General features: G+C 70.6%; 12 protein-coding genes and 1 pseudogene. 7 read left to right on the top strand and 6 right to left on the bottom strand.

The window, feature by feature from the left end; genetic code table 11:
• Nucleotides 1-133: 133 nt before the first annotated feature.
• The 3 genes from tgmA to ACFXI4_RS34645 are packed head-to-tail and all read left to right on the top strand — an operon-like array spanning nt 134 to nt 2,254.
• Nucleotides 134-325 (top strand): putative ATP-grasp-modified RiPP, encoded by a 192-nt coding sequence (gene tgmA / locus ACFXI4_RS34655; RefSeq protein WP_362732643.1) that lies wholly within the window; start codon nt 134-136, stop codon nt 323-325.
• Between the two features lie 15 nt (nt 326-340).
• Complete coding sequence (gene tgmB / locus ACFXI4_RS34650) at nt 341-1,324, top strand: ATP-grasp ribosomal peptide maturase (protein WP_384998566.1); 984 nt, start codon at nt 341-343, stop codon at nt 1,322-1,324.
• 42 nt (nt 1,325-1,366) lie between these two features.
• Complete coding sequence (locus ACFXI4_RS34645; RefSeq protein ID WP_384998563.1) at nt 1,367-2,254, top strand: Gfo/Idh/MocA family protein; 888 nt, start codon at nt 1,367-1,369, stop codon at nt 2,252-2,254.
• A 22-nt stretch (nt 2,255-2,276) separates the two neighbouring features.
• On the opposite strand, the gene ACFXI4_RS34640 is transcribed toward ACFXI4_RS34645, so the two are convergent.
• On the bottom strand, nt 2,277-3,185 hold the full coding sequence (locus ACFXI4_RS34640) for a GNAT family N-acetyltransferase (RefSeq protein ID WP_384998560.1): 909 nt from the start codon (nt 3,183-3,185) through the stop codon (nt 2,277-2,279).
• A 247-nt stretch (nt 3,186-3,432) separates the two neighbouring features.
• Here ACFXI4_RS34640 and ACFXI4_RS34635 point away from each other — a divergent pair, with 247 nt between their 5' ends.
• Nucleotides 3,433-4,530, top strand: a complete 1,098-nt coding sequence (locus ACFXI4_RS34635) for a PP2C family protein-serine/threonine phosphatase (protein WP_384998557.1) — start codon at nt 3,433-3,435, stop codon at nt 4,528-4,530.
• Nucleotides 4,531-4,551: 21 nt separating this feature from the next.
• Here ACFXI4_RS34635 and ACFXI4_RS34630 read toward each other — a convergent pair whose 3' ends face one another.
• Entirely contained in the window at nt 4,552-4,992 is a 441-nt protein-coding gene (locus ACFXI4_RS34630) for an Lrp/AsnC family transcriptional regulator (protein WP_384998554.1), read from the bottom strand.
• Nucleotides 4,993-5,012: 20 nt separating this feature from the next.
• Nucleotides 5,013-6,362 (bottom strand): transaminase, encoded by a 1,350-nt coding sequence (locus tag ACFXI4_RS34625; protein ID WP_384998551.1) that lies wholly within the window; start codon nt 6,360-6,362, stop codon nt 5,013-5,015.
• 335 nt (nt 6,363-6,697) lie between these two features.
• Between ACFXI4_RS34625 and ACFXI4_RS34620 the strand changes: the two genes are divergently transcribed.
• Nucleotides 6,698-7,165: a hypothetical protein gene (locus tag ACFXI4_RS34620; protein ID WP_384998548.1), complete on the top strand. Its 468-nt coding sequence runs from the start codon at nt 6,698-6,700 to the stop codon at nt 7,163-7,165.
• A 490-nt stretch (nt 7,166-7,655) separates the two neighbouring features.
• On the opposite strand, the gene ACFXI4_RS34615 is transcribed toward ACFXI4_RS34620, so the two are convergent.
• Nucleotides 7,656-8,381, bottom strand: coding sequence for a recombinase family protein (locus tag ACFXI4_RS34615; protein WP_384998616.1), 726 nt, complete (start codon nt 8,379-8,381; stop codon nt 7,656-7,658).
• Between the two features lie 182 nt (nt 8,382-8,563).
• On the opposite strand from ACFXI4_RS34615, the pseudogene ACFXI4_RS34610 reads away from it, so the two are divergent.
• Nucleotides 8,564-9,463, top strand: a pseudogene (locus ACFXI4_RS34610) (DUF4158 domain-containing protein); the annotation flags it as partial.
• 130 nt (nt 9,464-9,593) lie between these two features.
• Complete coding sequence (locus ACFXI4_RS34605; RefSeq protein ID WP_384998545.1) at nt 9,594-11,072, top strand: ISL3 family transposase; 1,479 nt, start codon at nt 9,594-9,596, stop codon at nt 11,070-11,072.
• Between the two features lie 147 nt (nt 11,073-11,219).
• Here ACFXI4_RS34605 and fabV read toward each other — a convergent pair whose 3' ends face one another.
• Nucleotides 11,220-12,434, bottom strand: coding sequence for an enoyl-[acyl-carrier-protein] reductase FabV (gene fabV / locus ACFXI4_RS34600; RefSeq protein ID WP_384998542.1), 1,215 nt, complete (start codon nt 12,432-12,434; stop codon nt 11,220-11,222).
• A gap of 214 nt (nt 12,435-12,648) precedes the next feature.
• Complete coding sequence (locus tag ACFXI4_RS34595; protein WP_384998539.1) at nt 12,649-13,623, bottom strand: tyrosine-type recombinase/integrase; 975 nt, start codon at nt 13,621-13,623, stop codon at nt 12,649-12,651.
• Between the last annotated feature and the right edge of the window lie 597 nt (nt 13,624-14,220).

Genomic DNA, 14,220 nt, shown 5'->3' with positions numbered 1-14,220 from the left:
GGAACGATTCGCCGTTGATTTCCGGCTGGTTCCTTAACGAGCCCTTAATTAGGACTGAGATTACGCAGAGTAACGAAACCAACCACGCGTTCGAATCGTATAAGTGCATGGAAGAACGAAACAGGGAGAGACCATGCAACCGTTCGCGCTCAACTACGCACAGCCCGCAGTGCAGTTGGACGTCACCACTCCGTACGCGTATGACTCCGGACTGCAGTTGAACGTTCTCCTCGATGGCCGGATCGCGGCCACCGATCACGCAATGCTCAGAGCCTTGGGGACCACGACCTCAACCGCGGGCTCCAAGACGCACTTCGACGACTGAGCGCGGACCCTGACGATGACCGTGCTCATCCTGACCAGTGACGAGGACGTGACCGCGGACATGGTGGTCCTCCGGCTGCACCAGACCGGAGTGCCTGTCGTCCGCCTCGATCCTGCCGATCTGACCAGCGGTGTGGCCCTGTCGGGCGAGTATGTGCAGGGCGCCAGTCGCGGACATCTGTCCGTGAACGGGCGTCTGGTGAGCATGCACGGCCTCCGCTCCATCTGGGTGCGCAGGCCGGGAGTGGCGGCCGCCCGGGCGGTCCAGCCGTCCGCCTGGCTGACCGAGGAGTCCGAACAGGCGCTGTACGGCATGCTGCGTGGGACCGACGCGCGCTGGATGAACCATCCGGACGCGGCCCGCCGGGCCCGCCACAAGCCGTGGCAGCTGCGGCTGGCGCAGCGCAGCGGGCTCGCCGTGCCCGCGACCCTGATCACCACGTTCCCGCAGGCGGCTCGGGAGTTCGCGGAGCGGTTCCCGGACCTGGTGGTGAAACCGGTGTCGGGCGCGCATCCGCAGGAGCCGCCGCGGGCGGTGCCGACCAGCCGGGTGGCGCCGGACGCCGACTTCTCGGCGGTGGCGTTCGGGCCGACGCTGCTGCAGCGGCGGGTGGCCAAGCGGGCCGACATCCGGCTGACGGTGGTCGGCGAACGGCTGCTGGCCGCCCGCAAGCCGGTGAGCCCCGACGCGCGGCCCGACGACGTGGACGTACGCTTCGCCCCGTCCGTCTCTGCCTGGCTGGCGGCGGAGGTGCCCCCGCGAGTCGCCGAGGCCGTCCATACGTATATGAAGGACGCTGAGCTGGCCTACGGTGCCTTCGACTTCGCGGAGGACGCCGACGGCATCTGGTGGTTCCTGGAGTGCAACCAGTCGGGCCAGTTCGGTTTCGTCGAGATGGACACCGGTCAGCCGATCGCCGAGACCATCGCCGGCTGGCTGGCGCACGGCACGGAGCAGTACCGGCCGTTCGTCGACGGCGGGCGGAGCAGGACGCCCTGACGGGCGGGTGACGGCGGGACCGGACGGAGAAAGGAACGGAAGATGCGCATCGGACTGCTGGGGACGGGTCCTTGGGCACGGGCGGCGTACGCCCCCGCGCTGGCGGGGCACGGATCACTGGACTTCACCGGGGTGTGGGGCCGCCGCCCGGAGGCCGCGGCGGAACTGGCCGGGGAGTACGGGGTCCGGGCGTACGACGACGTGGACGCGCTGTTCGCCGACGTCGACGCGGTGGCGGTGGCGCTGCCGCCGGCCGTCCAGGCGGAACTGGCCGTGCGTGCCGCGGCGGCGGGCCGGCACCTGCTGCTGGACAAGCCCCTCGCGCTCGGCGTCGCCGAGGGGCGGGCGGTGGTGGAGGCCGCCGAGCGGGCCCAGGTCGCCACGGTGGTGTTCTTCACCACCCGCTTCCAGACCGAGCCGGAGGCGTGGATCGGCGAGCAGGCGGGCACGGGGGGCTGGTTCACGGCACGGGCGCAGTGGCTGGGGTCGGTGTTCACCGACGACAGCCCGTTCGCGGCATCACCGTGGCGGCGGGAGAAGGGCGCGCTGTGGGACGTGGGCCCGCACGCCCTGTCCGTGCTGCTGCCGGTGCTGGGCGACGTACGGCGGGTCGCGGCCGCCGTGCACGGCCCGGCGGACACCGTGCATCTCGTCCTCGACCACGCCACGGGGGCCTCCAGCACGGTGACCCTGAGCCTGACGGCTCCCTCCGCGGCGGCCGGGGCCGACGTCGAGCTGCGGGGCGCGGCAGGGGTGACGCTGCTGCCGAGGAGTGCGCAGGGAGCGGTCCCGGCCCTGTCCCGGGCCGCCGACGCCCTGGTCGCCGCCGCGCGCACGGGTCACCCGCACCCGTGCGACGCGGCATTCGCCCTGCGGGTCACCGAAGTCCTCACGGAGGCGGAGACCCTGCTGGGCAAGGACGTCGCCTAGCGGTCCGCCAGGGGGGCAGCCCTCACCGGGCGGCGGTCTCGGCCGTCGCCCAGAAGTTCACCCGTTCCCGGACGACCGGGTAGCCGGCCTTCGCGAAGTGCGCGGCCATCGGGAAGTTGCCCTGGTCGGTGGCGGCGCCGATGGTCTGGGCGCCCTGTTCGACGAGGAAGCGGGTGCACTCGACGAGCAGGTCGTAGGCGTAGCCGTGGCCGCGCTGCCCGGGCAGGACTCCGATGTACCCGATGACCGGCCCGGAGGGGTTGCGGGCAGGGATGTGGATGCCGACCGGCTCGCCCTCGGGGGTGCGGGCGATCTGCCACCACTGACGGGGCGAGGGGAACCAGTGGAAGATCTCCAGGTCCTCCTGCGCCGCCAGTTCCACCCCGCCCTTCGCGACGGCCCTGCGGGCGTGGGCGTCGAGGGTCGCGGAGCTGATGTCCCGCAGGATGCCGAGGAAGACCGAGTCGTCGGGTTCGGGGGTGAAAGCGAGCCGGCCGGGCCGGTCGGGCAGGCCGCACTCGGGGGTCCAGCGGTAGTTGTAGCGCTCCACCAGCAGTTCGTAGCCCGCCTGGCGGGCGGCGCTGAAGCGGGTCTCGGCGGCCGAGCGCAGAGCGGGCACGTCACGCCAGCCGGCGGGCAGGTCGAGCTCCAGTTCGTCGGCCCGCCATGGCGCGCCGCGCAGCAGCTCCGCGCCGGCCTCCTCCTCGCCCTCGGCCACGTCGAACCAGTTGACCAGGAGCGGCTCGGTGTCCTGTGGGCCGCCCCACCATGCGGCGCGGGCGACCACCCGGCCGTCGCGCAGGGCGACTCGCTTCCAGTCGGTGCGGTGGCGGGTCCGCCGGTGCGTCTCGCGCAGGCGCAGCGGGTCGGGCAGGGTGTCGAAAAGGTGGGCGGTGCTGTCGTCGAGCGTACGGATGACCGGATCGGTCACGGATTCCTCCGGGAGAGACGTGCTGCGAGGAGCGCTCCCGGGTCAGCTCTGACCTGTCACGCCCGGATGTCGGGGAGGGAGCGCGGGATGGATGAGATGGACATCGCACTCGCCTCCTTCCGTCCGGTCCAGGGCGTGCGGCACACACACTAGGGCGCCGGTCAGGGCACGTCCACGGATTTTCCGCCGCGGCACTCGAAGATCCATGCGTGTGCCCGGTGCCCGGGCACGGGCGTAACTTGGGGATGTGACTTCGGTGCGCGGCTGGTGGTCGCGCGACTACAGCGACGGGCGTGGCTGGTTGCAGGGTGCACCTCCGCCGCGCTGGGTGCGGGTGCTGCCCGTTCTCCTGCTCGCGGTCGTGACCGCGGCGACGCTGGCCAGCCCGGACGGACACGACTTCGGCTTCCTGCTCGGCGCCATCCCGCCGCTGGCCGTGCTGTCCTACGGCCCGCTGGCGACCGCCGTGCTCAGCTGCCTGGTCGTACTCCTGCTGAACGTGCCCGCCACCCATCTGAACCATCCCGGCGACACCGACCTGCTCACGGTCACCTTCGTCGCGCTACTGAGCGTGTTCGTGTCCTATGTCCGCAGTCACCGGGACGCCCAGCTGGTCACCGAGCGGGCGGTGGGCGAGGCGGTTCAGCGGGCCGTGCTGCCCCCGCTGCCGGAACGGGTCGGCGCGGTGGGATGCGCCGGACTGTACCGGGCCGCACAGCACGGCACACTGGTCGGCGGAGACTTCTTCGACGTGCGGGACGGGCCCTTCGGGGTACGGGCGGTGATGGGGGACGTACGCGGACACGGGCTGGCCGCCGTCTCCACGGTGGTGTCGCTGCTCGGCGCGTTCCGGGAGGCGGTCCTCGACCAGCCGGACCTGGAGTCGGTCGCGGCGCGGATGGACCGCCGGCTGACGGTGGACTCGGCCGACGTACCGAACGCGGAGCTGTTCGCGACGGCCCTGCTGCTGGAGTTCTCCGCAGATCTGCGGTCGGTACGGGTGGTGGCCTGCGGTCATCCCGCGCCGGTACTGCTGCGCGACGGCCTGGCCCACGAGCTGGCCGTCGCGCCCGGCGCGCCGGTGGGGCTCGCCCTTGCGGGGGTGAAGCCGCCGAAGGAGATCACGGTCGAGCTGGGCCCCGGCGACCGGCTGTTCATCGCCTCGGACGGGGTCTGGGAGGCGCGCGACCGCGCCGGACGCTTCTACCCGCTGCCGGAGCGGCTGGCCGGGTTCGCCGGCGCGGAGCCGGCCGAGCTCACCGAGCAGGTCTGGGCCGACCTGGCCCGGCGGTACGAGGTGCGGGACGACGCGACCATGCTCGTCCTCGCGCCCGACATCGCCTGAGGGACTGGCCCGGGGCCCGGCTCACCCCACCTCCCACAGGAAACGGTGGGTGTGGATGCCGAAGTACGGGAACGAGCGGACCTCGCGCACCCCCTCGACGGGCCTGACCACGTCGTTGACGAAGTCGAGCAGGTCTTTCGGGCCAGGGGTGACCACCTCGGCGAACAGGTCGAAGCCGCCCGAGGTGAACACCGAGTACACCACTTCCGGGTGTGCGGCGAGGGCGTCGGCGACGGCTCGGGGGTCGCCGTCCACGCCGATGCCGAGCAGCGCCATCGCCTGGCCGCCCATGGCCATCGGGTCGGTGACGCCGACGACCTGGACGGCCCGGGCGTCCAGCAGGCGCTGCAAACGCTGCCGGGCCGCGGAGGGGGAGAGCCCGACCCTGGGTCCGAGGTCGGCGTAGGCGATCCGGCCGTCCGCCTGCAGCTCGCGCAGGATGGCCCGGTCGATGTCGTCCATGTGCACCTGGGCTCCTCTCCTCAGCCGACGAGTTCGAGCAGGGCGGCGCCGAACACCGCGGTGTGGGTGTCGACGTCCTGCTCGGTCGTGTCGGGGCACATCAGGGCCATGTTGTGGAACGGGGTGAGGAGGATGCCCCGGTTCGCCAGGTAGAGGTGCAGGAAGTCCTCCAGCTCGGGGTCTGCGGCGGCCGCGGACTCGGTCCCGGTGCGCGGGGCCGGGGCGGCGAAGCGGTACTCGGTGCGGGCCCCGAGCCGGCTGACCGACCAGGGCAGGCCGTGCGCCTCGACGGCCTGCCGGACGCCGGTCTCGAAGCGTGCGGAGAGCCGTCCCATGCGGTCGAACGCCTTGTCGGTGAGGACGTGCTCCAGGGTGGCCCGGGTCGCGGCGACCGAGAGCGCGTTCCCGGCGAGTGTGCCACCGACCCCGCCCATGTCCACCAGGTCCAGGTCGGCGCGGGCCAGCAGGCGCTCGGCGAGGTCGGCGGAGAGGCCGTAGGCGCCGGCCGGGATGCCGCCGCCGATGGCCTTGCCGATGGTCAGCAGGTCCGGCTCCAGGTCCCAGGCGGCCGTGCAGCCGCCGGGTCCAGCGGAGAAGGTGTGCGTCTCGTCGTTGATGAGCAGCGTGCCGTACTGCCTGGTCAGGGCGCGCACGCCGGAAAGGTAGCCGGGTTCGGGCAGCACGATGCCGATGTTGGTGAGCGCGGGTTCCATGAGAACGGCGGCCACGTCGCCGTGGGCGAGTTCGCGCTCCAGCTGCGCCAGGTCGTTGAACTCGGCGACCCGGCTGGTCAGGGTGACGTCACAGGGCGCGCCGACGTTGCCGGGGCGGGGCACGCCCGCGCCGTCGGGGCCCACGACGATGAGGGACTCGTCGACGCTGCCGTGGTAGCTGTAGCTGTTCACCAGGATCTTCGGGCGGCCGGTGACAGCCCGCGCGAGCCGGATCGCCCATCGGTTGGCGTCGGTCGCGGTGAGTGAGAAGCTCCAGCGGGCGAGCCCGAAGCGGCGGGTCAGCTCCGCGCCCACCCACTCCGCGTCCTCCGTCGGCAGCATCGCGGTGGCCCCGCCCAGCTCGGCGAACCTGCGGTGCACCGCCTCCGTCACGACGGCCGGCGAGTGGCCGGCCATCGCACCGGTGTCGCCGAGGCAGAAGTCGATGTACGCGTGCCCGTCGAGGTCGGTGACCCGGGCGCCCCGGGCGGTCGCCAGGTAGCGCGGGAAAGCGCCGGCGGTCTTGTTCATCCAGGTCATCGGGACCCGGCCGAAGAGATGGCCGGCGTCGACATATGCCGCGCGGGAGCGGGGGTTTCGCCGCTCGGCCTCGGCGCTCTCCCGGGCCAGCAGAGCATGCAGTCGGGTGCGATCCATGGAATACCCCAGCTCGGACTCGGCGACGACGGAACGGCGGGAGCCTACGACCGAAACCCGTACATCATCAAGATCTGACAATCGAATCGATCGTCAGGACGACGGATTCGAGCGCCAGACGATCAAGGAAATCTTCCGCGCGACGACCGATAAAGGCACGAGCGCTCCATGTTCGAACATTCGCCTCAAAACGCCAGGGTTCGCCACCCCTTCCGCCACATAGAAACATCTACCAGCATGCATATGCCGGGTTGGTGGGCGGACCGCACCGGGTGCCCGGTGCCGGTCGTTCCCTGCCCCCGAAACAGGTGAGCGGTGATCCCCCGGAGCGGTGCGTGACGAACGTGATGTGGATGCAAGGTGTGGAATGGCTCGCGGCGGCCGCGGCGGACCCCCGGGCGTGCAAGTGGGACTGGGACCACGGGGAGGGCGTCGCCCTGCTGGAAGCGGGCCGGTTCTGGGATGTGCTGAGCGTCCCGGACCGCCTCGGCCTGCTCACGCTCGACCTGCTGTGGCGGCCGTCGCTGCCGGTGCCCGGGCCCACCCTGGCGGACAGCGCGGCGGGACGGATCGGCTTCCTGGTGCCGCCCGATCCGTCCGGCGGCTGGATCGGCTCGGGTCTGCGCTACGCGACCAAGGGCGCATGGGTCGCCGCACCGCCGCCGTACCGGGCCGCCCGGTATCTGGAATGGCTGGTACCGCCGGACGGCAGCGGCTCGCTGCATGCGCCCGGCACACTGGAACTGGCGCTGCGCGAGGCCAACGGCACGCTGGCGGTGCTGTCCCCGATGTACGGCGAGTAGCCGAGGTCAGCGACGGGGCGACGGTACGAACACGGCGCCCCTCAGGCCCTCGGGCTCGGCCGGAACGGTACGGCCCTGGTCCCGCCACTCCCGCAGGAGCTGGGTGTAGATCGGCTCACGGGAGCGAGGGGCGCGCGGCTTCCGGGCCGGACGCCCGGGCGTGGGTGAGGATCCGTCCATACCGGCGCAACGCCCGGAACGCGCCGGTGGTACGCGCCGTCCGACGCGCTCACCGGGTCGGGTGAGCACACCCGCCCGATCGGACCCGCCCGCCGGTCCTACAAGCATTCCGGCGGCCCGGCCGACAGGCGCCGTCCGGTGCGTGCTCGAATCCTTCGGAGGCAGCGTTCCGACGTCCGCCCCCACCGCGCGTTCCTTCTCACGTGCCGGGAGTCAGCCCATGTCGCACAAGTCCGCCACGCTGCGCGGCGCGGCCGTGACGGCCCTGTTCTCCCGAAGCTACGGCGAAGTGACAAGTAGCTCTCTGTAATCAAAGTGACGCTCGGTCACGGATAGCGGGACGGGGTCCTGGGACTTCGCCGACCTGAAGGGCGGCGAAGTCGGCGTGGGCCTGTTCGACGGCTTCCGGGTACGCCCCACGCTTGGCGTGCTCGGCCAGCGCCCGATAGATGCTCGCCACCGAGGGGTTCTGGCCCTTGCGCTTGCCGGTGGGGATGATCAGGTCGGCCTGGATCTGCTCGACGGACTCGCCGCCAGCGCGGCGCCGGAGCACGGTGTGGAGCATGTCGTCGGTGATGACCGGGGGCCGGCCGCCGTGCTTGCCCTTGCGGGCCGCGGTGTCGAGCCCTTCCAGGGTCGACTCGCGGATGTTCTCCCGCTCGGTCTCCGCCATCGCCGCGAAGAATGCGAACAGCAGCTTCCCCGGGCCGGTGGGGTCGTAGATGCCGGGCAGGGGCCCGGCGAGCATCTCCAGGACCAGGCCGTGGGCGGTGAGGTGGTCGGCGAGCGCGGTGAGTTCGGCGGCGTCGCGGCCGAGCCGCTTCATCTCGTACACGGTGAAGATGACCCGGCAGTGCGGGGCGTGCGCCTTGACCTCCCGCGCCGTCCGCAGCGCCTCCTCGAACTTCGGCCGGACCCGTACGCGGGTGCTGATCTTCTCGCTGAAGATCTTGTCGCGGGGGATGCCGTGTTTGCTGAGCGCGTCGAGCTGGGAGTCGAGTTCCTGCCCGAGCGTCGAGCAGCGGGCGTAGCCGATGCGGATGTCCGCGCTCGGCAGGTCCCGGTCGATGGGCGCAGGCGGCGGGGTGCCTGGGGTCTGAGGAACATCGGTGTCAGATCGTGCGCTAAGGGTTCTCCGGGCCGGCTGGGGCTTTGACCTGGGGTGATTGAGCGTCGGAGCCTTCGAGGGTCGTTGTTGTCGATCTTCGGAGAGCTGTTGTGGCGGTCGAGTTCCTGACGGACGAGCAGGCGACCCGGTACGGGTCGTTTCATGAGGTGCCCTCGCGGGCGGAGCTGGAGAGGTACTTCTTCCTGGACGACACGGACCGGGAGGCTGTGCAGGCCAAGCGCCGGGCCCACAACCGGCTCGGGTTCGCGGTCCAGCTCACGAGCGTGCGGTTCCTGGGCCGGTTCATGCCGGACCCGCGGGAGGTGCCGGCGGAGGTGGCCGAGTACCTGGCTGAGCAGTTGGAGATCGCGGACGCCTCGTGCCTGAAGCTGTACGGCGAGCGGGACGGTACGGCCCGTACGCACGCCGGGGAGATCCAGGAGGCCGGGGGCTGGCGGGACTTCGCCGAGGTCCGCGACGAGCTGGTGGTCTGGCTGGACGCGCGGGCGTGGACGACCGGGGACGGGCCGAAGGCGTTGTTCGACGCGGCGGCGGGCTGGCTGCGTGAGGGGCGGGTGCTGCTGCCGGGAGCGAGCCGTCTAGCCCGGCTGGTGGGCACGGTGCGGGAGGCGGCGAACCAGCGGTTGTGGGACACGCTGTATGGGCTGTTGAGCGTCGGTCAGCGGGCGGTGTTGGACTCGTTGCTGACCGTGCCGCCGGGTGAGCGGGTCTCGGAGCTGGACCGGTTGCGACGCGGTCCGGTGCGGGTGTCGGGTCCGCAGATGAAGTGGTCGCTGCAGCGGGCGGAGGAGATCGCCGCCCTCGGCATGGGGGACCTGGACACGTCGGCGATCCCGCCCTGGCGGCTGGCGGAGCTGTCCCGGTGCGGCGTGGACGGCAAGGCATCGCTGCTGCGCCGCCACGGCGATTCCCGCCGGCTGGCGACGCTGCTGGCCACGACGGTCTACCTGACGACCCGGGCTGTCGACGACGCGCTGGACCTCCTGGAGGGGGACTGTAAAACGTTCGGCCCTGTCTCACATTCGGTGGTGACGGAGAGTTGTCAGGGTCGTTGACATTCATGTGATAGGTGTCAACGAGCTTGTGCAGACGGTGTTTTCGGGTCTGTTCCCACTGGTCATGGAGGATGTGGTCGACGAGGGTGAGCGGATCGTGGTGCGGGCCCGGACGCCGCTGGACACCGCGGTCTGCCCGGTGTGCGGGGTCTCGTCGGGACGGGTGCACGGCTATCATTGGCGGACTGTGGCCGACGTTCCGGTCGACGGGCGACGGGTGGTGGTCCGTGTGCGGGTGCGGCGTCTGGTGTGTCCCACGCGGGGCTGCCGCCATACCTTCCGCGAACAGGTGCCCGGGGTACTGGAGCGATACCAGCGACGTACCGCTCGTCTGACCAGGCAGGTCAAGGCCGTGGTCAAAGAGTTAGCGGGCCGGGCGGGATCACGCTTGCTGGCGATACTCGCGGTGGGCCTGTCCCGTCACACGGCCCTGCGCACCCTGCTGCGCATCCCGTTACCCACCGGGCGCGTGCCCCGCGTGATCGGCGTCGACGATTTCGCACTGCGCCGGCGGCACCGTTATGCCACCGTGGTGATCGACGCCGAGACCCATGAGCGGATCGACGTGCTGCCCGACCGCACGGCCGACACGCTAGAAGCGTGGCTGCGCGGGCATCCGGGCATCGAGGTCGTGTGCCGTGACGGCTCGGCGACCTATGCCGAGGCCATCCGCCGTGCTCTGCCTGACGCGGTGCAAGTCGGTGATCGCTGGCATTTATGGAAAAACCTGTGTGAAGCCGCCCTGAACGAAGTGAAGGCACACAGTGCCTGCTGGGCCACCGTGCTGGACGCGCCGATCTACGACGGGCCCCGCGCCCAGACCACCCTCGAACGCTGGCATCAGGTTCATGGCCTGCTCGAGAAGGGCGTGGGCCTGCTCGAATGCGCCCGCCGCCTGCAACTGGCCCTGAACACCGTCAAACGCTACGCCAGAGCCGACCGGCCCGAGCGCATGCTCCGCGTCCCCAGGTACCGCGCCAGCCTCGTCGACCCCTACCGCGAGCACCTTCGCAAACGCCGAAGTGAAGACCCCGGCGTCCCCGTCCAGCACCTCTTCGAAGAGATCAAGGCTCTCGGCTTCACGGGCTGCCTGAACCTTCTGCACAAGTACATCAACCAAGGCCGCGCGGACGCCGACCGCAGCCACATCTCGCCGCGCCGGCTCGCCCGGATGCTGCTGACCAGACCCGACAACCTCAAGCCCGAGCAGCACGAGCTCCTGGCCAAGCTCACCGCCGCCTGCCCCGAGATGACCCAACTGGCGGCATGTATCGGAGACTTCGCCCCGCTCCCTACGCCACACACCGACAACGCCGATGCGCTCACGCACTGGATCGCCCAAGTCCGAACAGCCGACCTGCCCCACCTACACGCCTTCACCCGGGGCCTGGACCGGGACATCAACGCCGTGATCGCCGGGCTCACGCTTCCGTACAGCAACGGCCCCACCGAGGGCGTCAACACCAAGACCAAACGGATCGCGCGCCAGATGCACGGACGAGCAGGCTTCACCCTGCTCCGGCACCGCATCCTCCTCGGATAACAGCACGCTCCGTCACCACCGAATGTGAGACAGGGCCGCTCGTTTGACAGACCCAGCGGGATGCGGTCTCTGCGCGACAGGGACGCTACTGAGGAAGGGTGAGTTTGCTCAGCAGCGCCATTTCTCTGGCATTTCTCCGGACGCGGGTCAGAGGGTGTGGTCGGGCCAGGGAACGTCGGTGGCGACCGGCGCTGTGTAGTCGATGCCGGGCACGGAGAATCCGTAGAGGCGTCGGACCTCAGCGCGGAACCAGTCGAGATCGGCCAGGTCGGCGATGGTCGCCGTGGTGGCGGTCTCCCAGCGTTGCGCGACGGCCGCCTGGACATCGCCGGTCAGTTCGAAGGTGTCCAGGCGGATACGACCCTCGTCGTCCAGGGCGAGCGGGGCGGCGCCGGTGAGTTGGTCCCACAAGGCGGCGAGCTGGCGGATCGGCGGGACGAAGTCCTCTCCGAGGACGCCGCGCAGCAGGCCGGTGTACAGGGCGATGCCAGGAATCGCGGTGGAGGACTGGGTGACGGCGGCGCCGTTGACGGAGGTTACGGCCCGCCCGCCCACTGTCTTGTCGAGTCGATCGTTCAGGGTGCGGGCGGTCGCCTCCAGATGGGCCTTGGCCGCGCCGATGGTGCCCTGCCGGTAGATCGCCGCCGTCAGCGGCGAGCCGATGTAGGACAGCGCGGCGGTGGCGAACTTGTCGGCAAGCAGTCCCCGCGCGGCAAGGTGGTCGATCCAGCGTTCCCAGTCCGCGCCGCCCATCACGGCCACGGTCTGCTCCACGTCGTCGCCTTCGGCCGGTCCGGTCTCCACCTCGCGGACTTCAGGAACACCCTCATCGTCGAAAACGAGGGTCTTGGTGCGGTTCGCCTGGCCGATCGGCTTGAGGACCGAGGCGTAGGTGGTACCTGTGTCGGGGTCGGTCCGCCGGGGCGCGGCCACCGAGTAGATCAGGTAGTCCAGCCGACCGCCGAAACGCTGCTCGATGAGGCTGGCGACCTGATCCTTCATCGAGTCAGAGAAAGCATCACCGTTGAGGAAGACCAGGTCCCGCCCGGTAGCACGGGCGATGTCGGCGGTGGCTGCGGTGCGGTACCAGCCGGCCGTCGCGGTACGCCGCGCGGTGGGAGCTTTCTCGAAAGACACCGCGATGCCGCGGATACCAGCACGCTTGAGTCCGGCAAGCGTGGCCGCGAGGCCGTATCCGGCGGAAGAGCCGATTACCAGCGCGACCGGCCCGTCGCCCTCCGGCACGCCGGCGGAGGCGGGGCATGCCTGCCACATGTCGGCCACCAGCTGCTGGCAGCCCGCCGGGTGGGAGTCGAGGAAGAGGAAGCCCCGGTTGCGGGGGGTGAGAACACGCTCGCTCACGATGACAGTCCTTGGGTCGGCCGGGACAAAGACGCGGCGACCAGCCAGGCCAACCACGCCCTTGCAAGTCTCCGCCAGCTTCCCCACACGCGGTGGCCCCGCCAGGAACAACGATCATGAGCCGGTCTTGGAGTGTTCCACAACTTCCAGCCGCGCAAGAGGTAGCCCATTCCTGCTGGGCATCGCCGTTCAGGGCTACCCCGATTCGCCCGCGTCAGCGCAGGCTGTCACCTGGGGCGAGCAGGCTGGTGAGTTCGGCGATGGCCTCCGGGGACGGCTTGAAATAGCGGCGGACGTTCTCTGGCTTCTTGTGCCGGGACTTCGCCATCAGCATCAGCAAGGACGCCCCCGCCTCGCCGAGATGAGTCAGGGAGGAGTGGCGATACTCGTGCAGATCCCAGCCCGTCCCGGGCCCGCGCACGGCGGTGTGCTCGTCCAGCAGCGCGCGGGCCTGCCCATACGACAGCCGGGCGAAGCCGGTGTCCGGGCAGCTGTCACGGGGGCTGATAACTTTCCCCGGACCGGGGCGGCGGTGTGTGACGAACACCGGCCCGCGGGTGCGGCCCTTGAGCAGCCGGGGCAGGAGCCGGGCGGTACCGGCGTCCCAGTAGACGGTCTCCAGCACGAAGTCCTGGCGGACCTGGCCTCGGCGGCGGGACTTCGATTTCGCCCCCTTGGCCTTGACCGGGCAGCGGCGGCCGGCGAAGTCCAGATCCTCGATGTTCACGCCCAGGATCTCCTCCGAGCGCCCGGCGGTCTCGTAGAGCATCCGGCACAGCGTCTTCTCCCGCAGGTGCACCTCGCGCCGCGCGATCAGCCGGTCGATGGCCATGCGGGAGCGGGCCGGCGTCTCGGAGTCCGGCACCGCGAGCCGTTTCGCCCAGGCCGGAACGGCGGGGCCGTCGTAGCCGCGCTCCCCGCTCCAGCCGAGCCAGGACAGCACCGCCGCGCGCCGAGAATTCCAGGTGTTCACCGCGGAAGTGCCCCAGAGCAGTTCGAGGGCCTCGCCGATCTCGTCGTCCGCGACCGAGGCCAGCGGCCGGCCTTCGCCGAGCCGCTCGGCGGTCTTGCCCACCCCGATCCCGTAGTTGCGGACGGTGTTCGGGTTGCCGAGCGAGTCCAGGAACACGTCGGCCGCTGTCCGGACGGTGAGCGCCTTGCCGGTCGACAACTGTACGACGGTGGGCACCGCTTCCTCCTTGCCGCAGATAACAGGGTCACTTCACGTGCGGCCCGGAGAGCATCACCGCAGGCGACGGATCAAGCTACCGCAGATATTGGGGTGTTATCTGTGGGACGACTTCAGACCGGCGCCGCCTTGATGACCCGTCGGCCGCCCACCAGGGCCGAAGCGGGCTTAGCGCACGACCTGACACCGATGTTCCTCAGACCCCTGCCTGGCCGCCACGGCCGGCCCGGACCGCGGTCGGCCGGGGTGGGCACCCGCAGCTCCTTCTTCAGCCGGGGCACCATGTGAAGCGGCGGGTGTGGTAGGCCGAGGCGACCGCGCCGCCGCGCGAGCGGCACGGCGAGCCGGGCTGCGCGTCACACTTCGGACAGGCGTGCTGTTCGACGTCGTCCGCGTCCGACCGGTCGGACACGGAAGGCTGCTGAGGGCCCGTCATGGGCCCGGATTTTCGCACAATGCAAGTCTCAGAAGGGGGTCCGCCCCGCTTTTGAGTGAGAACAGGTTCTGCGAACGAATCCGGGGCCGGAGGGGGTCTGGCGGCCCGTGATTGATCTTGCTCGCGCAAAGGGTCGTTTATGAGAGTTCGGGCCACGTCGC

The sequence above is a fragment of the Streptomyces sp. NPDC059224 genome (genome assembly GCF_042754285.1).
Taxonomy (GTDB): Bacteria; Actinomycetota; Actinomycetes; order Streptomycetales; family Streptomycetaceae; genus Streptomyces.
The sequence above is the reverse complement of the archived record's forward strand: the minus strand, read 5'-3'. Positions and strand labels throughout refer to the sequence as shown.